Origin of the sequence: Bradyrhizobium sp. Gha, assembly GCF_900113735.1 — a bacterium.
Classification (GTDB): domain Bacteria; phylum Pseudomonadota; class Alphaproteobacteria; order Rhizobiales; family Xanthobacteraceae; genus Bradyrhizobium.
Map to the genome: position 1 here is coordinate 47,858 of NZ_FOQM01000033.1, position 20,430 is coordinate 68,287.

The following is a 20,430-nucleotide window of genomic DNA, read 5'->3' on the forward strand; positions in this document are numbered from 1 at the left end:
GGGATTATTTCGATTCGGTTCTCAGTTGCGGATAGGTGGGCAGGACGCTCGCACGGGCGCGCTCGGCAGCCTTCTTGGTCGTGACACCGTAGTCAGCCCGCACCGCATCTGAATCCCTGCCACCAAACCGGAGATAGCCGGCCGCCGCAGCGAGCACCGCCATCGCCAAGAGCGTCAACGTAGACCGCGCTTTCGTTTCACGGCGCCGCCAATCCTTTCGACAACAACGGGTTGCCCGACCGCTTCCGTTGCCGGAGTTGAACCCCGGCACCTGCTGCGGCGTTATGGTCTCCGCCGATCGAAAAGCGGAGGACCGATGGCTCTTCTTAATGTGAAACCCACAAGCACCGATGTGCGGATCGCGCGGACCGTTGCGCGCAAGACCAACCATCGCACCGAGGCGGTGGCCCGCTTGCTGACCTGGGGAGCCGACGAAAAGATCCTGCTGGCTTTCACGGCGGCAGGCTGGATCGCAACCCGCAGTCAAGGTGAGCCGCTGCGTCGCGCCGGTAACCATGCGCTGCTTGTGGCTGCTGCCGCTGCGGTGCTTCCGCACCTCATGAAGTCCGTCTTCGACCAGACCCGTCCGGACCGAAAGACGGTGCTCGGTCACCTTAACGGCGTCTCGTTCTCGGGCAAACGCAAGGACGCCTTTCCGTCGGGGCACGCTCTGCACATGGGCGCGCTCGCATCGGCGGCTGGTCCGCTGCCCGTTTGGCCCCGCCGGGCGATCCGAGCTCTGGCGGTAGGTCTCTGCCTGACGCGTATCGTAGTGCTGGCGCATTGGGCCAGTGACGTCGTAGCCGGCTTCGCGCTCGGCGCTATTCTCGAGCGAACTCTTCGCCTGCTGACCGGTTATCCCGCCCAGGGGTCGAAATGAGCGAGTACGTCATCCGTTTTTTGGTCGGCGGTGCCGTCGTGTCGGCATTCTCGATGCTGGGAGACGTGCTGAAGCCGAAGAGTTTCGCAGGATTGTTCGGCGCAGCCCCTTCTGTCGCGCTGGCGACGCTCGGCATCGCGATCTACCGGCATGGTCCGGCCTACGCGAGTTCGCAAAGCCTCACCATGATGGCGGGAGCAGTCGCGCTGGCAATCTACAGCATTGTCGTCTGTCAGCTTCTCATGCGCGCTAGGATGCGGGCCCTGCCTGCAACGCTGATCACGATCATTGTCTGGCTGGCCGCGGCTTTCGGCCTCTGGAAAATCGCGGGGGGCCAGGCATGACGCTCCCGATCCAGCTCTCGTCGTCATCGCTGAGAGAGGGCCGCTGGTACGAGTACCTCGTGCGCTTCGCTCTCGGTGGCGCCGCGACCGTATTCACCGGCTTCATCAGCAGCCGCTACGGCGCCTCGATCGGCGGTCTCTTTCTCGCGCTGCCTGCGATCTTCTGCGCCAGCGCGACCCTCATCGAATCCCATGAAATTCGGCGCAAGAAGGAGGCCGGCCTCGAAGGAAAGCGGCGTGGCCAGGAGGCCGCGGCACTGGATGCCGCCGGCGCTGCGCTGGGCGCGCTTGGCATGCTGGCCTTTGCGGCAGTGTTCTGGATTCTCGTCGAGCGAAGCGTGGCGGGCGCCTTCGCCGGTGCATCGCTGGCCTGGCTGGTTGCCGCCGTGACCGGCTGGTTGGCTCGGCGCAAATTGCGCACGCGCTCGGCACAACGAGACAGAGGCCCCGCGATGTCGCGGAGCCGCTGAGGACGACTTCTTCTGGGCCGATCTGGCTGCGTCGGAAGCCTTGGCGTTGACGCCCTTGCGGAGCGCCACCGTGTTGAGCTTGGTGTTCGCCACCTTCTCTTCGTTCAGGTTCGTGGTGAGAAAGCGCACGATATCGTCCTGCCCGAGTTCTTCGGCCCACGCGATCAGGGTGCCGTAGCGGCACATCTCGTAATGCTCGACGGCTTGCGCGTTTGCGACGATGGGGGCGTCGAGCACTGGCTTGTCCTCGATCTCGCCGGCGATCTCGTCCGCCTCCTTTGATGATGCCATCGATGGCAGGGCACTTGGTGCCGCTCGGCTCCTTCCCGAGCTTCGCGAAGGCCTTCTCCAGCCGCTCCACCTGCTTGTTGGTCTCTTCAAGCTGGTTCTTAAGGACCCAGAAGAAGGATAGCTGCCGTCAGGACTTCTATTCACAGGACGGGCCTCACTCATCTCCCTCTCGGGGGCCTTAGATACCGTCTTGCGGCCAACGAGCTTTCCAGAAGAGCCGCACTTTCGCCTAGCACTCGGTAGCTCCGCTCCAGCGGCTCGAGATAGCATCTCGCGACAGGGTCCGTAGCATTCACGATCGCGGCTAGGTAACGGTCCGCGATTTCAATATAGAGTTCGGCTTTGCTCATAGTCTGTATGGGCCAACGCGACCAGACACCGGCCGCCGGTGTCGGACGGGACCGACCGGCGGCCGGTTGCGGATACTTTTGGCTACTGCGCCGGCTCGATCGCGGCAGGCATCTTCGCGACCGACATCAATGACCGCGCAACCTGGTTTAGCAACTGATCGGCATTCTCCTCTTCGGCAAGCGACTTCGACAGCAAAGCGACGATGGCAGTGTGGCGAAGCTGCTGCGCGAGGTTGCGGGCGGTGGTGTAGCCCGCGATCTCATAGTGCTCGACCCGCTGCGCGGCTCCGATCAGCGCCAGGTCGGCGGCGGCGTCTTCCTTCTCTTCGCCCTCACCGATGATCTCCTCGCCTTCCTCGATGAGGCCCATCATGCCCTTGCAGGGCTTCGCGCGGGCCGACTTGCCAAGCAGTTCGAAGCTTTCATTGATGCGCTCGATCTGAGCCTCGGTCTCTGCGAGATGCTGCTCGAACAATTCGCGCAACTGATCGTAGCGCGCCGCCTCAGCCATCTTGGGAAGTGCCTTGGTCAACTGCTTCTCGGCATGAAGGATGTCGCGGAGTTCATCCATGAGCAGGTCACCGAGACCTGCCTCGTCCGCGGGCGGCGAGCTCTCCGTGACGATGGCGCTCGCAGAACCCGGGTCCCCGGCCTGGATCGCCGGCGATTCCGTGAAGACCCATTCCCCGCCCTCATTCCAGGGCCCGCGGGTATCGATCTCGCCATGGTCGCCGGTGCCCGTGGAATCGTTGAAGAACTGGTCGACCAGGCCGGGCGTTGGGGCGATGCGGCCGATGCTGAAAGCCGGCTTGGCCATGCTTTCGAGTGCAAGCGCGAACGCCTTCATGTGAGTGATCTCCCGCGTCATCAGGAATTGCAAGGCGTCCCTGGTGCCAGCATCCTCGGTGAAATTGATCAGCCGCTCGTAGACGATCTTGGCCCGGGCCTCGGCGGCGATGTTGCTGCGCAGGTCGACGTCGAGCTCGCCGGTGATCTTGAGATAGTCGGCGGTCCAGGCGTTGCCTTGCGAGTTGAACAGGTTCACCCCGCCGCCGCCGGCGATCGCGATCAGCGGATCGGCCTCGGCCGCCTGACGGTCGAACTTCGACGGCTTGAGGTGCATCCGGGCCAGCGTGCCGACGACTTCCAGATGGCTAAGTTCCTCGGTGCCGATGTCCATGAGCAGGTCCTTGCGATCCGGATCCTCGCAATTGAGCCCCTGGATGGAATACTGCATCGCGGCCGCGAGTTCGCCGTTGGCGCCGCCGAACTGTTCAAGAAGCATGTTGCCGAAGCGGGGATCCGGCTCATCGACCCGAACCGTGAACATCAGCTTCTTGACATGGTGATACATGGAGGACCTCTGGTTATGGAATGTGGATCAGGCCGCGAACGGCGATGTCGTCCCGTTTGTTCCTATTGCGGCACAAGGATTCGGGGGGGCGTCCGGGATGCGTACAGACGCCGCAGGCCGCGCGCGATTAGGAACGTAGCTCCGCAGCCGATGTTCTCGCCTTCAGCAACCAGCGGAGGAACAGATGACACAAACGGCTCGCGATATATTCGTGGTCGGCTTGAGGAACGCGCACGCGATGGAGACCCAGGCGCGCGAACTGATGGAACGGCAATCGGAGCGCCTGGATGAGTATCCTGAAGTCAAGGCGAAGGTTGCAGCTCACCTTCAGGAGACCAACGAGCAGCTGAAACGGCTCGAGCGGTGCCTGGAATCCTGCGGCGAGAGCACGTCCAGTCTCAAGGACACCGCGCAGTCCGTGATGGCCAACATGCAGGCGATGGCGCACTCGGCCACCAATGACGAGATCCTCAAGAACACCTTCGCCAACAATGCATTCGAGAACTTCGAGATAGCGGCCTACAAGTCGCTCATTGCACTCTGCGGCGCCGCTGGTGTCACCGAGGCCAAGGCGGACCTAGAGGCATCTCTGAAGGAAGAGCAGCGTATGGCTGCGTGGATCGACTCAAACGTCGAAAAGGTGACGATGGAGTTTCTGACGCATCAGCGGCAAGCGTCATAGATCACGGCCCTGGTGAGATCGCCCGTTTACCTTGCGCGGATCGGATATCGTCGCTCGCGCGACGGACCAGTCTTCGCCCCCAGATCGTACCCGTCGTATCCCATCCCACCCCGCGGGATGATTGAAGGTGCCGGTGCCCGAGAGCGTCTAGTTCAGTCGCTGCATAAGTCTCAAAGAATTTGGCGCGATAGGCAGCGAACTGCGCGTGCTGGCATACAGGAGCCGATCAAAGGTTCGGAGTTCCGAAGTTATCATCAGAGATGAATGCGATTACGCCTTCATTGCCCCGAAGCAGGATCGCCGCGTCTGGCAATGGCTCGCGCGGCCGGTCCAGATGAGTCGACATCAGCACGCGGCCGCGGCCCCGCCAGTGCCATTTCCGTGGCTCGGAGGTGGTGTTGAGCGCCACCAGCATCTCGGTCGCGCCCGCCACGCGCTTGAAGGCGAGGACATCGTCCCGCGATCGCAGCGGGGCGTAGCCGCCCTCGCGCAGGCAGGCATGCTCGCGCCGCAGCCCGATCAGCGCGCGAAACAGCGCAAGGAGGGAACGGTCGTCCCGCTGCTGCTCGGCCACGTTGGGCGCTTCGCCCCGCTCCAACGGCAGCCATGGGCCGCCGGTGGTGAATCCGCCGCTCTCGCTGTCATCCCAGCGCATCGGCGCGCGCTCGGGATCGCGGCAAAGTCCATAGCCCGGTACCAGCCTCTCGAAGGGGTCACGAACGCGATCGGGCGCTATGGGCACGCGTTTGCGCCCAATCTCGTCACCCATGTAGAGGAATGGCGTTCCGGGCAGCGTCATCAGCAGCATGGCCAGCACGCGCATCTGCGCCGTGCCGATCTTGCTCGCGATCCGCTGCTTGTCGTGACCGCCGATCAGCCAGACCGGCCAGGCCTTGTCGGGGATGGCATTGAGATAGGCATCGATGGCCGCTTGCAGCGACAGCGCCTGCCATTGCGCGTCTAGCAGTGCGAAATTGAGCGGCAGATGCAGGCGCGGCCGACCGTCACCGTAGAAATGACCGATCCGGTCGGTCTTGCCCTGGACTTCGCCGCACAACAGCCGATCCGGGTAGCTATCGATCACCTCGCGGATGAATTCGATGCAATTCATCGTCTCTTTCCGGTCGTCGGTGAACACCGGTGTCTGCCGTTGCGGCGGCGGTTTGCCCTTGGCCTGCGGGTTTGGCGGATTGTCGCGCAAGAGCTCGTCCTTGATCAGCACGGCGCTGGCATCTACGCGGAAGCCGTCGACGCCACGATCGAGCCAGAAGCGCATCACGTCGGCCATTGCCTTTTGCACCTCTGGATTGCGCCAGTTCAGGTCGGGCTGTTCGACCAGGAACGAGTGATAGTAGTATTGCCGCCGCGCCTCGCACCATTCCCAGCCGCTGCCGCCGAAACGGCTCAGCCAGTTGCTGGGCGGCCCGCCGCTCTCGGCCGCATCGGCCCAGATGTACCAGTCGGCCTTCGCACTGTTTGGTGAGCTGGAGCTCTCGACGAACCATGCGTGATCGATCGCAGTGTGATTGGGAACGAGATCGAGGATGAGGCGGATGCCTTCGGCGTGCAGCGCCTCGAGCAGGCGGTCGAACTCATCGAGGCTGCCGAAGGCAGGATCGATCGAGCAGTAATCCGAGATGTCGTAGCCGAGATCCCGGAACGGGCTCTTGTAGATCGGCGTCAGCCAGACCGCGCCGATGCCGAGCCATTTCAGATAGTCGATGCGCGAGATCAGGCCGGCGAGATCGCCCTTGCCGTCACCATTGGAGTCCTGGAACGAGATCAGCGCGATCTCGTAAATGGCGGCGGACTTCCACCATGGATGTTCGCAATAGCGCTCGGCCGTCATTGCCTCTGCTGACCTCGACTCTAAAGTTTCGTCGGCCGTCCTGAGACGTTTCAAAGGACTTCTACGTTTCTAAGCGCATGAAGCGACAATGGTTGCTAGTGTTGCCGTATCTTCGTCTGTTGCCGTCGCGCGCTGCCCAGTCCGACCGCTGCTGCTTGATCTAGCGACGTCACAAGCGAGCCATTGAGGTGCTATTAGAACCCCGCGCTATAGTCGACACCGATTTATAAGCTTGATGGCTCGGCCCGGACCGCACCAGCCAAGAAACTCGAGCTTTTTGCTTTTGAGAGCGTTCGTAGTATCGAAGAACTTTTCCAATTGCTCGGTCGCTGTCGCGGGTAGGTTACGAACTTCAGGCAAATCACCAGCAAATAAGGAGTGCTCAGGCACCGCAACAACTCGGTCGTTCCGCTTTTTTTTGCGTTCGGTCAACTGAAGGAGAACGCCAATGGGCCTGCACCGAAGGACGGTCCCGGATACGTGGCGCCATCGTGGATCACCAAGACGTCCAATGGATCACCATCATCCGCCAGAGTGGACGGGATAATCCCCAGTCGTATGGATAGGTTAAGCCAGCCATAAAGGCCTTTGAAAGCGTAAACACCCGCAGCTCGCGATCGAATTCCAATTCGCAGCAACTCCCACGAGGAGTTTCCACCACCGCCAGGATATTCTCTTTGTCCCCAAGTAGGCAGCTTCAAATAGTTGGTCATCTCAGACGTCCTGGTGTCTGGAACGTGCGGTCAACTTCTGGGTTCATATTTGGCAAAGACGCAGGTGGGAACCCAGAGACGCAGTGGTCAATCAGCGGAATCGGAGCACGTTGGGCTCAGGGCAGGGCGGCGTCTGTTAGAGCCGGGGACGATCCGACCCAACAACGTCATGTTAGTCCCAGTAAGGGATAGCTGGGCGGGCGATCATCAGCCAGAAGGTAGCCAACACGGCTGCGAAGGCCGGGAATCCGAAGGCGAACCACCACCGGAAAAGATTGTAATATTCAGCAGGCAGTTTGCCGTCGGTCTCGATCGCGCGAACGGCGAGGTCGCGCATTCGCATTTGCATCCAAACCACCGGCAGCCAAAAGGCGCCGGTCACCATATAGAGTGCGATGGACGCCGCAACCCAGCCGTCGACAAGGGAATACCCGCTCGACCAGGCGAGCCATGTGCCCGTGATCGGCTGCAGGATGACCGCGCTCGCCGTGAACAGGAAATCGGCCAGCACCACCGTCCGCCCGACCCCCGCGATCTCGCGCGGGTCGCCGCGAAGATGAGCCACCAGCATGAAGAAGGCGATGCCGGCACCCGTGCCAAGCAGGACTGCAGCCCCGATGATGTGCACCATCTTCACCAGGAAATAGAACATCAGCGATCCTCTCGGATCGCCATGGCGACGAGATTGAGCATGATAACCGGCCAGATCTTCAGCATCGGTCCAAGCGGATCGGCCCACAACCGCGGCACCAGCGCCGTACCGATCACGGCATAGCTGAGCGAGATGATCAGTGCTGCCCATAGCCCATAGAGGCTCAGAGGCCGCCAAAGAATTGCAAGGCCAATGGCGATGTCGGCGAGCGCGCCGGCGACGACTGTGAGAGCTGCGACATTTTCTGGCAGCCTGCCTTCCCGCAGCAACGACATTCCAATTTCCCAACCCGGACCGAGTGAGATGATGCCCGTGCCGATCCAGAAGAGGCCGAAGACGCCGAAAATCAGCGGCTTGAGCACATATAGCTGTGCAAACCAGCGTTCCTGCACGGAGGCGGGCTCGCGTGCGAGCGCGCCTTCGATGTCGCGCGGCCTTAAGCCGGTGGTCCGGCGCCAGGGTTCAGCATCGCCGGTTGCGCCGTGCCGCATTTCTGCTTGCGCGGTCGAGTTGATGGGTGTTGCCCAACCCAGCATCTGCGCAGCGTCCCCCGCGCGATAAGCAGCCGAAGCCACCCAAGCTGGCAGGTCCAGGCGGTAAGCCGGCCTCCAGCGCAGCCAGGAACGAAACAGCGCGACCGCCTCGCTGAAGGCCATCCGCTCTGGACCGGCCAGATCAAGCGCGACGCGGGAGGGAGCACCTGATCGCAGGAAGAACACCACGGTCTCGACCACGTCGTCGAGATGCACCGGTTGAATAGCTGCGGTGTGCGGCATGACCGGTAGAACCGGGAGCGATGCCAGCCCTCGCAACAGCGCGCTGCCACCATAGGCAGGCCGGCCCACCACGACGGAAGGCCGCAGCACGACCCAATCGAGGTTCGTCGCCATTAGGGCGGCTTCGCCGTCCGCCTTGGTCCGAGAAAAATCGCTACGGGCGTCGCGATTGCTGCCGATGGCTGAGAATAGGATCACACGGCGGATGCCCGCGCTTTCACAGGCCGCGTAAAGCGCCGCGCTCCCGGCGACATGAACAGCTTGCATGTCCTGGCCCTGCAAGGCACCCGCCGCGTTGACGACGGCATCGACGCCTGCAAGAAGTCCCTTCCATTTCGAAGCGTCGGTGGTCCGGGCGACATCGGCAATAAAGTGGCGCGTATCGGATACCACTGCCGGATGACGCGACACCAGTACGCATTCATGGCCGTCGGCTGACAACCTGGCCCGGATTGCCGAGCCGATCAGTCCCGTACCTCCGATGAGAAGGATGCGCATAGACTGGTCCTTCGTTCATCTCCGGCTGTCCGAAAACGGCTGGTCCGAGATGTCCACAATTAAAGCGAGTCTAATTATGGTCGTTCCTAGCGGTGGAACTGAGGAGGTCTGCAGTAGCGCCTGGTAGCTGGCTGGCACCTTGCCTTCGAGACGCTCCCCGACCGAAGGCCTGCCCGCCGCCACGGCGGAAATGTTTTGCTGGTGTCGAGCCCTTGCGCGAACGTCCTCCCGTCGTAGCAGCAGCCAGCCGTTGGCAGGGCAGGGAGCGTACAAGAAGCGGGGCTGGGTCCAATCGGCTGACCATCGCGATAGCTCCTGCTCCGAATAGGCCGCCAGCTGGGCAGTCCGCAAGTCTCGCCGACATGAGGAACGTTCACCGCTGCATCAAATTGGTTCGCAGACCATCCGCCCAGGAGCGAACTCCACATGCCCGCGACCGGGCGAGCAGGATAGCGAAGGCTACGTTGGAGGCCGTAGAACGATCTGGCGTGGCTGGCGAAAGAACAAGGACAGCGTCTTTAAGAGGCCGTCGTTTCGTCTCTTACTTCTGGATATTTCTGTGAGCGTACTCGACTTTATTCTCGGCAGACGGTTAGCCAATCGCGAGTTTAACGAGCGGAAAATCGGGGCGTTCGAAGGGCTGCCAGCGATGGGACTGGACGGGCTCGGCTCGTCCGCGTACGGACCCGAAGCCGCGCTCTCGATCCTGATTCCACTGGGAGCAGGTGCGACATCCTACATCGGTTGGGTCATGTTGCCGATAGTGGCGCTGTTGGCAATTCTTTTTGCTTCATACTGGCAGACCATCCGCGCGTACCCCTGTAACGGAGGCGCGTACATTGTTGCCAGAGACAATCTCGGTACGAACGCCAGTCTCCTGGCCGCCGCTGCGCTGATGGTGGATTATGTCCTCAACGTGTCGGTTGGGATTGCCGCAGGCGTGGGCGCCTTGGTATCCGCCGCCCCTGCGCTGCATCCGTACATCCTTCCTCTTTGTTTGGCCATCCTCGCCATAGTCACCTTGGTCAACCTGCGCGGCACCTTGGATGCCGGACGCGTGTTCGCGCTGCCAACTTACCTGTTCGTTGTGAGCTTCGGCTTTGTTATTGGTCTCGGAATTTATCGAGCGCTCTCGTCGGGCGGTCATCCACAGGCCGTCGTGCCTCCGCCAGCAATGGGGGAGGCCACGGAAGCGGCGACGCTGTGGTTGCTTTTGCGCGCGTTCGCCAGCGGCTGCACCGCCATGACTGGCGTCGAAGCCGTCTCCAACGGCATGACGGCCTTCCGGGAGCCCACTGTGAAATACGGGCATCGAACGCTGACTGCCATCGTCGTTATTCTTGGCGTGCTGTTGCTTGGGATCGCGTTTCTCGCCCGTAGTTACGGGATCGGCGCGATGTCTCAGGAGCACGACGGATATCGCAGCGTCCTGTCCCAGATCTCTGCCGCGGTGGTGGGGGAAGGCGTTCTTTATTATACGACGATCGGATCGCTGCTCTGCGTGCTGGCCTTTTCGGCCAATACCAGCTTCGTGGATTTCCCTCGTCTGTGCCGGGTTGTCGCCGAAGACGGTTTTCTGCCGAAATCATTCGCCATCGCAGGCCGCCGTCTGGTCTTCGATGTTGGGATCCTCTATCTCACCGTGACGTCCGGAATTCTGTTGATTGCATTCGGAGGGATCACCGACAGGTTGATCCCACTCTTCGCGATCGGTGCTTTCCTGACGTTCACGATCTCACAAGCCGGAATGGTTTGGCACTGGCGCAGGACCCTAGCGGACGGACATTCAAGTAGCAAAAACAAGACCCATCTTGCCGTGAACACGGCGGGAGCGCTCACGACGGGCCTAGCTCTAATCGTGATAGTGGCTGCGAAATTGTTGGAAGGGGCCTGGATTACAATTCTGGTGCTTCCGATCGTCATCATTCTGCTTAAGGGCATACGGAGCTATTACGATCAGCTTTTCGATGAGCTTCGTGCTGCGGCGCCCTTTGAGCTAAGCAGGTTGAGCGCACCGATTGCCATGGTCGCGTTCGAGAGCTGGACCAAGCTGAGCGAGAACGCCCTGATGTTCGCGATGAGCATCTCGCCGAACGTGACGGCGATTCATCTCCTAAAGTTATCTGGGCCGGATCAGGAAGAAGAGCGGCGGAGACTGGAGGAGCGCTGGCGAACTCAACTGGAAGAGCCTTTGAGCCGAGCAGGAAGGTCGCCGCCCCGACTTGTCATTCTGCAATCGCAGTATCGAAACCTGCAGACTCCGATGATTAAGTCGATCAATGACATGAAAAGCCAACATCCGGGCAAGCGTATTGCAGTCCTGATTCCCGACGTGGTGAAGGATCGATGGTACCAGCACATTCTGCATACGCATCGGGCGGCCCGTCTGCGCTCGCGACTGCTCCGAATGGGGGATGAAGACATCACTGTGATCAATGTGCCGCTTCGCATACGGCATGAAGCCAAACACCATCACGCGGAGTGATGCGCTTTGGCCGTAACGAGATTTGCGTCGTGGTCGCTACACAACAAGCAGAAGTGCCGGCGACCCAAAGACCTTCCCGTTTAGACGCACCAACTTGGTTCAAGCTTATCCAACTTGCGACCCGTACGTCTGGGGCGCCCAAATCTCGACCTCAATGGGCTTTAATGCCCAACCCACCCTCAAACGAGTTGATGAACGTACCAGGCAGCGCCCCATCCTCGGCCGCTCGCAGCCGGCGAGCGTAACAGGAGGCGGCTGATCTTGGCGGCGCTGTTGCGCAGTCAAACGACCCCAGGCCTGGACGTGGGCCCAGGGCTGGGGCCGCTCAGGCTATCCATCGAGAGCCTCATGCGTCAAAACGCATGCAGAGCCAAGTCTCGGCTCGGCCCATCGTTCCTTTTCGTGGGATAGGCCGACTGAATACGAAGCCGTTTGCTAGTTTCAGATCTTTGAGTCCCATCTGAGTCACGGGCCTAACACGCCGGATGAACTCACGGGCTTTGCAAAGCAGCAGCTCAGGCCGGACTGGCGGACCAGCGCCCGCCGCCGCCTCAGACCCGCGGCTACAAAGAGCTGTACCGAGGTAGGTTCTGCAGGCGCCTGACGGCCGCGACTTCGATTTCCAGACACAGGGTGACGCGCCAAAACGGCCTCGTTCGATCCAAATCCCGCTGCGCGCCTGCTTGCCCGGGTCTGGCACGGCTCGCAGCAGCCGGGGTCGGCGACGGGCGAAATAGCGTTGCTCGCCGAAGGGGCCGGCGTGGGCGTCGCTTTAGACGCCATGGCCTTCCAGCAGAACGATCTGATCTCGTGGCGGCTTGCTGAAGTGGTGGCCGCGATCGGTGGTGACCGCAATCACCTGTCCCTCCAGCGAGAGGTCGTGCGTGTGCGACATCAGGCAGCTCGGGCGAGCGAGCGCCGCTTCTGGCGGAGGTAGCGCGTGATTTCCGGCAACGTCATCGGGTTCAGGATCCCGGTCGGCAGGGACATCGCCCTTGCGGGCCATCTCGACGCCCCAACGCATGTGGTCGAGCTCTGGGATCGAGTGCGCATCCGGATTGATGGATTGATGCTCAGCATGCAGCCGAACTCAAGCGCCGGCTGGTGCAGCGCAATCGAGGTCAAGACGCAACGGATGTGCGTTGATCTCGACGACGACGTCATGCTTCGCGCAGACCCGCAGCACCTTCTCGACGTCGATTTCGTAGCCCGGCCGCTGCTGAATCTGCCGCCCGGTCGTGTGGCCCACGTTGGTCGTCTGAGGATCGGAAATCGCCCGCAGCAGGTGCTGCGTCTGCGCCTTGCGATCCAGCTTGAACACGCGCAAATGAATGGACTCGGTGCCGGTAGGAACAGTAGCGAGATAGCCCTCTCTAAGGATTGACCGACTGATGTCCGCTTCAGACTCAACAGCAGCGGAGAAGCAGCAATCTTCCGATGTCGCTTCTGGAGGGCCAGCTGGGGAAGTAAACGTGGGCTGAAAATGAAAGAGGTCGCCAACTAAGGCGGCCTTACTTCTCCGGCGCTGCTCAAGCTCCGACGGTCTTGTCGGATCGGTTTAGGACGGCGGTGCTTCTAGCGAGCACAGAGTAGCTGCTAGCCAGCGGTTCGAGCTGAGACCGAGTTACCTTGTCAGAAGCCTCTTCCGCAGCCTTCGCAAAGTGATCTATCAGCACATAATGATACAGGAGGCAGGGCCGTTCCTACCGAGCGGCCTTATTCTGCGACGTCTTGGACGGTGCGGATCAGCTCAGCTCGCCGAGCCATCTCGTCATAGGTCTTGGCGGCCTTGCGCAGTGCGTCCGTATTTGACCTCGTGGATCCAGCAAGCGCCGGCGGGAACAGCTTTCCGGGCCGTGGGCCTACAAAACTCGAACGGTTTGGGCATGGCCGGCATCTCGATGCACGATCGAAAGAGTGGGAGTCCGGAAGAAAGGAACAGCAGGAAACAAAGGGCGTTCTTTCGCCGACAAACCAAGGAGGTCTTGCCATGTCCGTCGTATTCATCGAGCCTCGTCCCAAGGGAAGGAAAGAGGGCGAACCAATCGAGGACTTCGTCGTCGAGACCCATTCCAATCAACCGATCGCGACCTTTCCGACGCAAGAGGCTGCGGTCAAATGGGCCAAAGAGCATGCGCATCAGCCGCATGTGGCTCGCGTCCGACACCTCAACGATAAGAGCAAACCGGACCTCTGGCGCGAGGTATGACCCTTAGAAATCACGCAGGGGCAGCAGAAGCTGCACGCCGATCGGCCTTCCTGTGAAGCGCTCGATGAACTCCCGCACCGCCTCGGTGACCTCAAATCCCTCGGCGACGCGCTGCTCCAGCTCCTGGGCCACGTCCTCTGAGGCGTCTCGCGACCAACCCACCAGCGGATTGAGTGCGACGACGCGAATTGGGTGGGAGTACTGGCCGCTCAGGAGGTCGCTGATCAGGGTTCGGAAGTCGGTGCTGTCCTCGTCGGTCTCCCGCCACGCAGGTCCGCTGCGGAAGTCCTCGAGCACGAATTGCATACCCGGTCGAGACGATCGAGGGGGATTTACGATACGCAACTCCGGACTGCCCGAGTCCAAGGTAGGTTGCCTTCGATCCAATTGCGAATCGATTCACTTTGTTTATTGCGAGTGCCTTGAGCCTCCGACAAGGTGCCCAGACCTACCTCCAAGTGGGTGACTGGCGGCCCCGGCCCCTTCTTCAGCCCCCAGGCCCAAAGAGTCGGGGTCGCTATGTTCCCAAAAGATCTTCGCCGCCGATCAGCGGATGTAAGTTCCGCTTTCGTAATGGAAGATCACCTTGCGTTCCTTGAGGAGCCCGGCGGCCTTACTTTTCTCGGGCGATGTATCCTCTCTCGCGAGTTGCGCAGCGAGAGCCCTTAGGATGCGCTGCTCTGCTACCGTCGTTCCATTGCATAGGGCTTTAGCGACGGCCTCAATCTGCTCGCCGATGCGAGCGCGGATGCCGGCCTGCCGATCCTGCTGATCTATTCGCCGGTACCTCCGAATTTGGCGTCGCCAAATCCTGACTGTCCTAATCGGCCTCTTCGGGTAGGAACGGCCCCGGGCATCTCCGGGGCTGGAGAGCCGAGACGCACCGAGACCGCCCGACGCACCAGAATAAATGCGGCACGCCGGTTGATGTCCTCCCTCTCGGGATTCGCTTCCACAGTGCAAAAATATACAGTGTCCTAAAGTTAATGAGACGGTGGCTATCTCAATTCGATGGTTCATCGGGCTTACTCTCACGCACGAGCCGTGCAACCCTGCGGGGGCCGTCCCACAGCTCAACAGCTGGATGTGTCTGTAAGAATTTCTCGGCTCGAGCTTGGGCGTCTTATTCCGTTCGGCAATCGATCTCGTAAACTGCACGAGCAACGCCGGATAAATCGACAGCGTACGCAACGTATCGCATTGCACTGCCCCACGCCAGGAAAGCTGCGAATAAGATTCTTGATCGCGCTTACGGTTCCTGTGGCCAAAGCGGCATCTCGACGCCCTGCATTATGGCCGACGCTTGCCCCGGCGCGTTGGCCGAGCGACAGAGCGCGTTCCCTGCTGCGTAACGAGGTCATCCATCAGCTTCTGCTTTAGCCGTTCGGCGTCTTCCTTGGTCAACCTCTCGCCGAAGTGACCATCTTTTCCCAACTGCGCTGGCCTCTTGAGTTCTCGATCGTAGACCATCCAGTCAACGCTTCCCCTCCGAACGATAAACCTAGGGCCCGGCGGCGGTGTGTTGTTCGCCAACGTTAGCCTCCCACGTGGTGAGGCCGCTGGTTTCAAATTTGCACACCAGGCGGCCGTTTATTCTTGATCTGGGACACCGAAAGTCTCAGCACCGTCTAAACTGCAACCTCTATGCCGGTCGGTATCTACGGCGCGTTTCAGCGTGCTCAAATCTGAGCGCTGGTAGCGCGCCTCGAAGTGGCTCAGTTTCTAAGCATCGCCCGCACTCTCCTGGGCCGGGATGGCCCTGGGAGATCACGACACGGCACCGTTTGCGCCATTCGCCGCACCGATCCGGCGTGGCGGCCAAGTTCCGCGGCTATCCGCGATGTGCCAACTCCCTGCCCGGGCGAGCCTGACTAATCGTCGGAGAGCTCTTGGTCGGCCCATTGCCTTGGCTTCGGTGTTTTCATACCCGGCGCTCGACCACGCTCATGGTGAGCCGACGAGACGTCCCCCCGCGTTCGCCTTGGCCTTTGGCTTTGCGGTGACGAATTGAACTCCGACGTGAGACCCGTCCACCCAAACGAGCTCGCAGCGCCGAAATGCCAGTCCGGTGGACGACAGAACTAGGAAGAACTCCTGTATCTTGAGGGGGTCCGTTGAGCCCTCGACCTCAAGCTTGGCACCGCTTGCAGAGGATCTCGACGGGGGCGTTCGCCCAGTCAACGGTGGTCACCACCACCACCGGCGCAGGCCACGCTGCCGTGCAGATCGAGCCGGAATACCGCACCAAAATCCATACCTACGTGACCGAGCACAAGATTCGTCCGGTCGAGACGCGCGAGAAGATCGTCGTCGGCCAGCCGGTGCCGCGCGATGTCGAGCTTGAAGCGGTGCCCGCGGAGTGGGGCCCCTCGCTCACCAAGTACCGCTACGTCTACTCGGGCGAGCGCGTGATGCTGGTCGATCCGTCCACGCGCACCGTGGTCCAAGAGGTGGACTAAGTCCGCCGCGGCGGGTCGCGCAGGAGGAGGCGCCCCGCCGCAAGCCGGCGCTCGACAGTCGCCGAGAAGCGATTCCTTGATCTGCGAGCGGCGGTTCCATGCCGATTGTCCGGTACTTCGTATTCGTGGGCGGGATTCTGCTCGCGCTGCTCTTCGCAGCCGACCGGTACCTACCCTCCCCAGTCGTGCGTACTGACAAGGCTGACCTCGACAGGACCACGATTAGGATCCGCTCGGCGAGGAGCCTTCCGGAGAAGATCGTGTTCGACATGCGTCCGCGCACCGACATCCCGGCGGTGACGGCGGCAGAACCCATTCCAGAAGAGCGCCGGGCTTCAGCGCGAGAGGCGCTCGCCGCAATGCCTGCGCCTTCCGAGGTCAAGGTCGAACCGCACGCGGGCAAACGCGTGGAGGCTCGTCCGAAGAGGAAGCGGTGGGCGAAATTGCCGAGAAAGTCGCCCGAACCACGGCTCGCTTTCGATCGGCAGGACGCCTTCGCGGGCAGCTGGTGGTGATCCGGATCGTCGAGCCTTACGCGCCCGGGCGCTCCTAGACCGCCACCTTCATCCCGCCGAATGAAGGTAGCGGCCTTGCCTCGATCCCGAGGGTTTGCGGCGCTGCGCCGCGGCGAAGCCGGAGCTTGCGCCGCCGCGGTTCAACTGTAGACTTCAGGGGATTTTACCGCGCCTAATACTGTTGACTTCGGCGGCCGTTCGGTCGCGCTACGATATGTTTTCCTTTAGGGGCCCTCCCATGTTCGATCAGGCGACGACCGCGCTTTTGCGCGCCGTCCTCGACCAGGTCTGCCGAGACATTTCGCGCGATGAAACCGGCACACGCAGCCACGTGGCCGCCAGAATTTTGGAAGCCGCCACGAAGGGGGATACTTCACCCGACACGCTGAAGCGGGTCGGCCACGCGGCTCTCCACGACGCGCCAACGATGTGGCGATAGGCGGAGCGGGGGCGTGAACTTCCAGGTCACGGTGCTTAAGATCCTGGTCAGCTATCCCGACGGCTTTGCTGTCATGGCCGACCTGAAGCGCGACATGGCCATCCTTGCGACGAGCGGACGCGACTGGACCGAGCGGACCAAGCGCTTGGGGGCGCGCATGCCGGATCTGGACATTTTCTCGCAAGGGTTGGTCGAGCGCCTGAATGGCGGTTGGCGCATCACCGAAAAGGGCCGGGGTGTGTTGGAGTTCATGGAAGCCCGGCCTGGTAAGCCAGATCAGGCGAGCGACCCACCCGTAGGTGAACGGTTGCCTGCGACGCCTGTGCCTCGGCTTCCTGTCTTCGCATCTGGTCGATCGCAACGCCTGCAGCGCCGCCGAGCCGCCCGCGAGCGCGCTCGCGCGAAAGCTTCCTGAGAAGCTCCCTCGACGTACTCCGCCAAGGGTCGAACCCTTTGGGAAAAACCGGAAACCTTCACCATCGCGCTGAGTTGGCATCGACTGGATGCAGTCGCCGGAGCGTGAGCATGGTCGACGAAGTCGCGGTGAGAAGGGCGGCCGAGACGGCCTGGACGGTGTACCGGGCAAGGCATCCTGACGTCGGTGCTCAGGACAGCCGCCGTTGCCTGCTCGAGCGCCACCTGCAAGGGAGATGGGAAGCCCACGAGGGCGATGCCGAAGAACTGGCAAGCTTCGGCCTCGCCTACCTGCACCGGCTTCCCGCGGACGAATGCTGAGGGACCTGAAGATGCTCGTCGCACGCGTGGCCCGCGGAAGCACTAGGCCGTCTTGGACACTGCTCGCCATTTCGTATCTCATGTCGGCAGTCATCGCGATGGCCTTACGATGTGCGTTGGGGGCGTAGCCGATGCGGATTGCCCAGCTTGCTCCGCTGGCCGAGAGTGTCCCTCCGAAGCTTTACGGCGGCACCGAGCGGGTGATCGCCTGGCTGGTCGACGAACTGGTCGAGCTCGGACACGACGTCACGTTATTCGCGAGCGGCGACTCCCGGACGCGCGGCAGGCTTCGCGGCGTATGGCCCCGCGCGCTGCGGCTCGGGCGAAAAGGTGTCGACCCCAACGCCGCCTGCGCTCTGCTGATCGAAGCGATCGCCGAGCGACTTCGATGTGATCCACTCCCACGTCGATTGGCTGCCGCTTCCACTGCTGCGCCGGCTGGGCGTGCCGTTCCTCACGACCATGCACGGCCGCCTCGATCTTCCCGGGCTGTCGGAGGTCGTGCGGACCTTTCCGGATGCGGGGCTCGTATCGATCTCCGACCACCAGCGGCGGCCGCTTCCGGAGGCGAACTGGCTCGGCACGATCCTGCACGGGATGCCCACGAACGTGCTTCGGCCGGCCTTCGAACCCGGCTCTTACCTGGCTTTTCTCGGGCGTCTCACAGCGGAGAAAGGCCCGTTAGAGGCCATCCGCATCGCGCGTGCGGCCGGAAAGCCGCTGCGCATCGCCGCGAAGATCCCCCGTGCCGAGACCGCATACTTCAGGAAGCATCTTCAGCCCCATATCGACGGCGAGAACGTCCAACTCATCGGCGAAGTTGACGACGCGAGGAAGCAGCCATTTTTAGCCGGCGCCGCCGCTTTGTTGTTTCCGATCGAGTGGCCGGAGCCTTTCGGCTTAGTCATGATCGAGGCGATGGCGTGCGGGACACCTGTCATCGCCTATCGCTCGGGTTCGGTGCCGGAGGTCGTCGATGAAGGGGTAACGGGCTTTATCGTCGACAGCGATGAGGAAGCCGTGAGGGCATTGAGTGAACTGCCTCGATTGGACAGAAGGAGGGTGCGGGCCCGGTTCGAGCAGCGCTTCTCGGCGCTCCGGATGGCGCGAGAATACGAAGGTCTGTACCGGGAGCTGGTCGCCGCCGCGGGGGGCGCCGATCGCGAGCCGGATCTGCAGCCATCGCCAACGTGAAGGATTCGGGAGGTGTCGGCGCGTCAAATAGAGACGGCCCGTCAGAGTTATCTGACGAGCCGCTTCATGGCGAACCCTCTACTTGTTCAATGCTTGTGAAGCAAACCAACAGCCGGCGCGAGGCGGATCGGCCGGTCCGAAGTCCTATTGCTCAGTGCAGACCTTGGTGGTCTTGACGGCGGATTCGGCCTCCGTCTTGGTCTTGTAGATACCGTCGCCCACGACCGTCGTGGTCGTCGTCGGCTTGCTGTCGACCACCGTGCACTTCTTGGTAGTGGCGTCGCGTACGATGTAGAATTCGGCGGTGCTCGCGGCCCGAACGTTCCGGTTGTCCCGGCGTTCTCCTGGCGCGCCTGCCATGGCGCCATGCGCACCTGTTCTGTCCGTGTCGGAAATTGACACAGGGGAAGAAGGTGGAATTGCCACTTCCCGATTAGGAACCGAGGGGCGGTCGAAGGTTGGCTCGCTGCTGCACTCAGCACGGGCTATGGCGGACCGCCGCTGGAGGAGGAGTTCCGGGATGCGCCCGCGCTCGGTAAGCCCTTGAGGGAAAAATTGCGGACACTTCTGCCTCAACCTAAGCTCTGAAAGGCGACGGGCGCGAAAGGTAGATTGACCGGCGTGGGCAGGTGCGCTCGTCCGAGTATGATCCCCGTCCCCGAGTTTTGCTCCCGCAACCTAGAGGCTGCAGGCATGCTGGACGAGGCGGAAATCCTCACGAGAGGCGAAGAAGCGGAGATGCGGTCCCCCCGACGAATGCGCATATGGTATGATCGGCCGTCAGCCGCTTCATCGTGCAACCGGCGTCTTCAACAGCTGCAGGTAAGCGGCGCTGAACTCCGCGAGTCGTTCGAGCTGGTCGGGTTGCAGGACTTCTACCATGCGGCCGCTCCAGTCGATAAGCTCGCGTCTTCTTAGTTCTTGTATCGTCCGGTTCACGTGTACGTTCGATAGGCCGCATGCATCCGCAAGGTCTTCCTGCGACATAGGAAGCTCAAAACGGCCGTCCTTCACCAATCCCACAATGTCAAGGCGAGCCGCCAGCTCGCAAACCAGATGGGCAAGGCGAGGCAGCGCTTGGCGGGCCGCGAGGTTATCGATCCATTCGCGATGAATGACGCTCTGGATCAGCGTTTCCCGCCAGAATGCGGCGGTCAATGTTGCAGATTTGGCAAGGGTCTGCCCGAGATACAGATGCGGAACCAGCGCCACAGTGGAAGGACCGATACTGCAGAGGTCATGGTCCAGTACAGGCACATGTAGCGTGTGAAGGTCCGGCATGTCGCCGGGAACATAGAAGGCCGATATCTGGTTACGCGTAGAGATGACCCTTTGCCGCGCCAGAAAGCCACTCACCACGATGGCACAGCTCTGGGGTCGGTCGCCTTGTCGCGCGACGTAATCGCCATCTGCCAGCACTTTGAGAGTATGAGGCATGTCTTCGAGTCTGGCCCGGTCCTCAGCCGCCAGGCCGGAGAAAGCTTGCAGACGTGCGATAAGCTTGCGATGCGGCATGGCGTGCATTCTGGGGCGCC

The 20,430-nt window shown here is 61.7% G+C and carries 19 protein-coding genes and 5 pseudogenes; 12 read left to right on the top strand and 12 right to left on the bottom strand.

The window, feature by feature from the left end; genetic code table 11:
* The first annotated feature begins 316 nt into the window (after positions 1-316).
* From BM222_RS30365 to BM222_RS30375, 3 genes are read left to right on the top strand one after another with little or no spacing between them, the layout of a single operon-like run.
* A complete protein-coding gene (locus BM222_RS30365; protein ID WP_092236471.1) occupies positions 317-880 on the top strand; it encodes a phosphatase PAP2 family protein in 564 nt (187 codons plus the stop codon).
* Positions 877-1,224, top strand: coding sequence for a DUF3147 family protein (locus BM222_RS30370; RefSeq protein WP_092236474.1), 348 nt, complete (start codon positions 877-879; stop codon positions 1,222-1,224). Before BM222_RS30365 ends, BM222_RS30370 begins: the two co-directional genes overlap by 4 nt.
* Positions 1,221-1,694, top strand: a complete 474-nt coding sequence (locus tag BM222_RS30375) for a DUF3147 family protein (RefSeq protein ID WP_177243566.1) — start codon at positions 1,221-1,223, stop codon at positions 1,692-1,694. The genes BM222_RS30370 and BM222_RS30375 overlap by 4 nt, the downstream gene beginning before the upstream one ends.
* Before the next feature lie 27 nt (positions 1,695-1,721).
* On the opposite strand, the pseudogene BM222_RS30380 reads toward BM222_RS30375, so the two are convergent.
* Both BM222_RS30380 and BM222_RS30385 read right to left on the bottom strand, forming a co-directional pair.
* A pseudogene (locus BM222_RS30380) lies at positions 1,722-2,088 on the bottom strand (YciE/YciF ferroxidase family protein); the annotation flags it as partial.
* 329 nt (positions 2,089-2,417) lie between these two features.
* Positions 2,418-3,689, bottom strand: a complete 1,272-nt coding sequence (locus tag BM222_RS30385) for a DUF892 family protein (protein WP_092236477.1) — start codon at positions 3,687-3,689, stop codon at positions 2,418-2,420.
* 184 nt (positions 3,690-3,873) lie between these two features.
* Between BM222_RS30385 and BM222_RS30390 the strand changes: the two genes are divergently transcribed.
* Entirely contained in the window at positions 3,874-4,371 is a 498-nt protein-coding gene (locus BM222_RS30390) for a ferritin-like domain-containing protein (protein ID WP_092236480.1), read from the top strand.
* Positions 4,372-4,597: 226 nt separating this feature from the next.
* Here BM222_RS30390 and BM222_RS30395 read toward each other — a convergent pair whose 3' ends face one another.
* The 4 genes and pseudogenes from BM222_RS30395 to BM222_RS30410 form a co-directional block, all read right to left on the bottom strand.
* A complete protein-coding gene (locus tag BM222_RS30395; RefSeq protein ID WP_092236483.1) occupies positions 4,598-6,220 on the bottom strand; it encodes an alpha-amylase family glycosyl hydrolase in 1,623 nt (540 codons plus the stop codon).
* Between the two features lie 207 nt (positions 6,221-6,427).
* A pseudogene (locus BM222_RS43475) lies at positions 6,428-6,933 on the bottom strand (inorganic diphosphatase).
* Between the two features lie 172 nt (positions 6,934-7,105).
* Positions 7,106-7,585: a DUF2269 family protein gene (locus BM222_RS30405; RefSeq protein WP_092236486.1), complete on the bottom strand. Its 480-nt coding sequence runs from the start codon at positions 7,583-7,585 to the stop codon at positions 7,106-7,108.
* Positions 7,585-8,859: an SDR family oxidoreductase gene (locus BM222_RS30410; protein ID WP_092236489.1), complete on the bottom strand. Its 1,275-nt coding sequence runs from the start codon at positions 8,857-8,859 to the stop codon at positions 7,585-7,587. The genes BM222_RS30405 and BM222_RS30410 overlap by 1 nt, the downstream gene beginning before the upstream one ends.
* 559 nt (positions 8,860-9,418) lie before the next feature.
* Between BM222_RS30410 and BM222_RS30415 the strand changes: the two genes are divergently transcribed.
* A complete protein-coding gene (locus tag BM222_RS30415) occupies positions 9,419-11,344 on the top strand; it encodes an APC family permease (RefSeq protein WP_092236492.1) in 1,926 nt (641 codons plus the stop codon).
* 772 nt (positions 11,345-12,116) lie between these two features.
* On the opposite strand, the gene BM222_RS42895 is transcribed toward BM222_RS30415, so the two are convergent.
* Complete coding sequence (locus BM222_RS42895; protein ID WP_283810274.1) at positions 12,117-12,239, bottom strand: hypothetical protein; 123 nt, start codon at positions 12,237-12,239, stop codon at positions 12,117-12,119.
* Positions 12,239-12,680: pseudogene (locus tag BM222_RS41460) on the bottom strand (PHP domain-containing protein); the annotation flags it as partial. The gene BM222_RS42895 and the pseudogene BM222_RS41460, both read right to left, overlap by 1 nt.
* A gap of 654 nt (positions 12,681-13,334) precedes the next feature.
* On the opposite strand from BM222_RS41460, the gene BM222_RS30430 reads away from it, so the two are divergent.
* Positions 13,335-13,553: a hypothetical protein gene (locus tag BM222_RS30430; RefSeq protein ID WP_092236495.1), complete on the top strand. Its 219-nt coding sequence runs from the start codon at positions 13,335-13,337 to the stop codon at positions 13,551-13,553.
* A gap of 3 nt (positions 13,554-13,556) precedes the next feature.
* On the opposite strand, the gene BM222_RS30435 is transcribed toward BM222_RS30430, so the two are convergent.
* Complete coding sequence (locus BM222_RS30435) at positions 13,557-13,859, bottom strand: hypothetical protein (RefSeq protein WP_092236498.1); 303 nt, start codon at positions 13,857-13,859, stop codon at positions 13,557-13,559.
* A 1,638-nt stretch (positions 13,860-15,497) separates the two neighbouring features.
* Positions 15,498-15,704: pseudogene (locus tag BM222_RS42435) on the bottom strand (PilZ domain-containing protein); the annotation flags it as partial.
* On the opposite strand from BM222_RS42435, the gene BM222_RS30450 reads away from it, so the two are divergent.
* From BM222_RS30450 to BM222_RS30475, 6 genes and pseudogenes are all read left to right on the top strand, one after another.
* Positions 15,668-16,012, top strand: coding sequence for a DUF1236 domain-containing protein (locus BM222_RS30450; RefSeq protein WP_092236503.1), 345 nt, complete (start codon positions 15,668-15,670; stop codon positions 16,010-16,012). The pseudogene BM222_RS42435 and the gene BM222_RS30450 sit on opposite strands and share 37 nt — an antisense overlap.
* Before the next feature lie 98 nt (positions 16,013-16,110).
* Positions 16,111-16,527, top strand: a complete 417-nt coding sequence (locus tag BM222_RS30455) for a hypothetical protein (RefSeq protein ID WP_092236506.1) — start codon at positions 16,111-16,113, stop codon at positions 16,525-16,527.
* Between the two features lie 238 nt (positions 16,528-16,765).
* Complete coding sequence (locus BM222_RS30460) at positions 16,766-16,966, top strand: hypothetical protein (RefSeq protein ID WP_092236510.1); 201 nt, start codon at positions 16,766-16,768, stop codon at positions 16,964-16,966.
* 13 nt (positions 16,967-16,979) lie between these two features.
* The gene (locus BM222_RS41465; RefSeq protein ID WP_092236513.1) at positions 16,980-17,381 is read left to right on the top strand and encodes a hypothetical protein; all 402 of its coding nucleotides are present in this window, start codon (positions 16,980-16,982) and stop codon (positions 17,379-17,381) included.
* 110 nt (positions 17,382-17,491) lie between these two features.
* Complete coding sequence (locus BM222_RS30470; protein WP_092236516.1) at positions 17,492-17,701, top strand: hypothetical protein; 210 nt, start codon at positions 17,492-17,494, stop codon at positions 17,699-17,701.
* 131 nt (positions 17,702-17,832) lie between these two features.
* Positions 17,833-18,895: pseudogene (locus BM222_RS30475) on the top strand (glycosyltransferase family 4 protein).
* 144 nt (positions 18,896-19,039) lie between these two features.
* On the opposite strand, the gene BM222_RS30480 reads toward BM222_RS30475, so the two are convergent.
* Together BM222_RS30480 and BM222_RS30490 are read right to left on the bottom strand one after the other, a co-directional pair.
* A complete protein-coding gene (locus tag BM222_RS30480) occupies positions 19,040-19,255 on the bottom strand; it encodes a hypothetical protein (RefSeq protein WP_092236519.1) in 216 nt (71 codons plus the stop codon).
* Positions 19,256-19,684: 429 nt separating this feature from the next.
* Positions 19,685-20,410: a Crp/Fnr family transcriptional regulator gene (locus BM222_RS30490; RefSeq protein WP_092236594.1), complete on the bottom strand. Its 726-nt coding sequence runs from the start codon at positions 20,408-20,410 to the stop codon at positions 19,685-19,687.
* Between the last annotated feature and the right edge of the window lie 20 nt (positions 20,411-20,430).

Excerpts from the sequence above, each read along its gene's own strand:
- BM222_RS30395 (WP_092236483.1), bottom strand. The coding sequence starts at position 6,220 with ATGACGGCCGAGCGCTATTGCGAACATCCATGGTGGAAGTCCGCCGCC.
- BM222_RS30390 (WP_092236480.1), top strand. The coding sequence starts at position 3,874 with ATGACACAAACGGCTCGCGATATATTCGTGGTCGGCTTGAGGAACGCG.
- BM222_RS30455 (WP_092236506.1), top strand. The coding sequence starts at position 16,111 with ATGCCGATTGTCCGGTACTTCGTATTCGTGGGCGGGATTCTGCTCGCG.
- BM222_RS30370 (WP_092236474.1), top strand. The coding sequence starts at position 877 with ATGAGCGAGTACGTCATCCGTTTTTTGGTCGGCGGTGCCGTCGTGTCG.
- BM222_RS30375 (WP_177243566.1), top strand. The coding sequence starts at position 1,221 with ATGACGCTCCCGATCCAGCTCTCGTCGTCATCGCTGAGAGAGGGCCGC.
- BM222_RS30470 (WP_092236516.1), top strand. The coding sequence starts at position 17,492 with ATGGTCGACGAAGTCGCGGTGAGAAGGGCGGCCGAGACGGCCTGGACG.
- BM222_RS30430 (WP_092236495.1), top strand. The coding sequence starts at position 13,335 with ATGTCCGTCGTATTCATCGAGCCTCGTCCCAAGGGAAGGAAAGAGGGC.
- BM222_RS30405 (WP_092236486.1), bottom strand. The coding sequence starts at position 7,585 with ATGTTCTATTTCCTGGTGAAGATGGTGCACATCATCGGGGCTGCAGTC.
- BM222_RS30410 (WP_092236489.1), bottom strand. The coding sequence starts at position 8,859 with ATGCGCATCCTTCTCATCGGAGGTACGGGACTGATCGGCTCGGCAATC.
- BM222_RS30490 (WP_092236594.1), bottom strand. The coding sequence starts at position 20,410 with ATGCCGCATCGCAAGCTTATCGCACGTCTGCAAGCTTTCTCCGGCCTG.
- BM222_RS30480 (WP_092236519.1), bottom strand. The coding sequence starts at position 19,255 with ATGGCAGGCGCGCCAGGAGAACGCCGGGACAACCGGAACGTTCGGGCC.
- BM222_RS42895 (WP_283810274.1), bottom strand. The coding sequence starts at position 12,239 with ATGTCGCACACGCACGACCTCTCGCTGGAGGGACAGGTGATTGCGGTC.
- BM222_RS30365 (WP_092236471.1), top strand. The coding sequence starts at position 317 with ATGGCTCTTCTTAATGTGAAACCCACAAGCACCGATGTGCGGATCGCG.
- BM222_RS30460 (WP_092236510.1), top strand. The coding sequence starts at position 16,766 with ATGTTCGATCAGGCGACGACCGCGCTTTTGCGCGCCGTCCTCGACCAG.
- BM222_RS30385 (WP_092236477.1), bottom strand. The coding sequence starts at position 3,689 with ATGTATCACCATGTCAAGAAGCTGATGTTCACGGTTCGGGTCGATGAG.
- BM222_RS30435 (WP_092236498.1), bottom strand. The coding sequence starts at position 13,859 with ATGCAATTCGTGCTCGAGGACTTCCGCAGCGGACCTGCGTGGCGGGAG.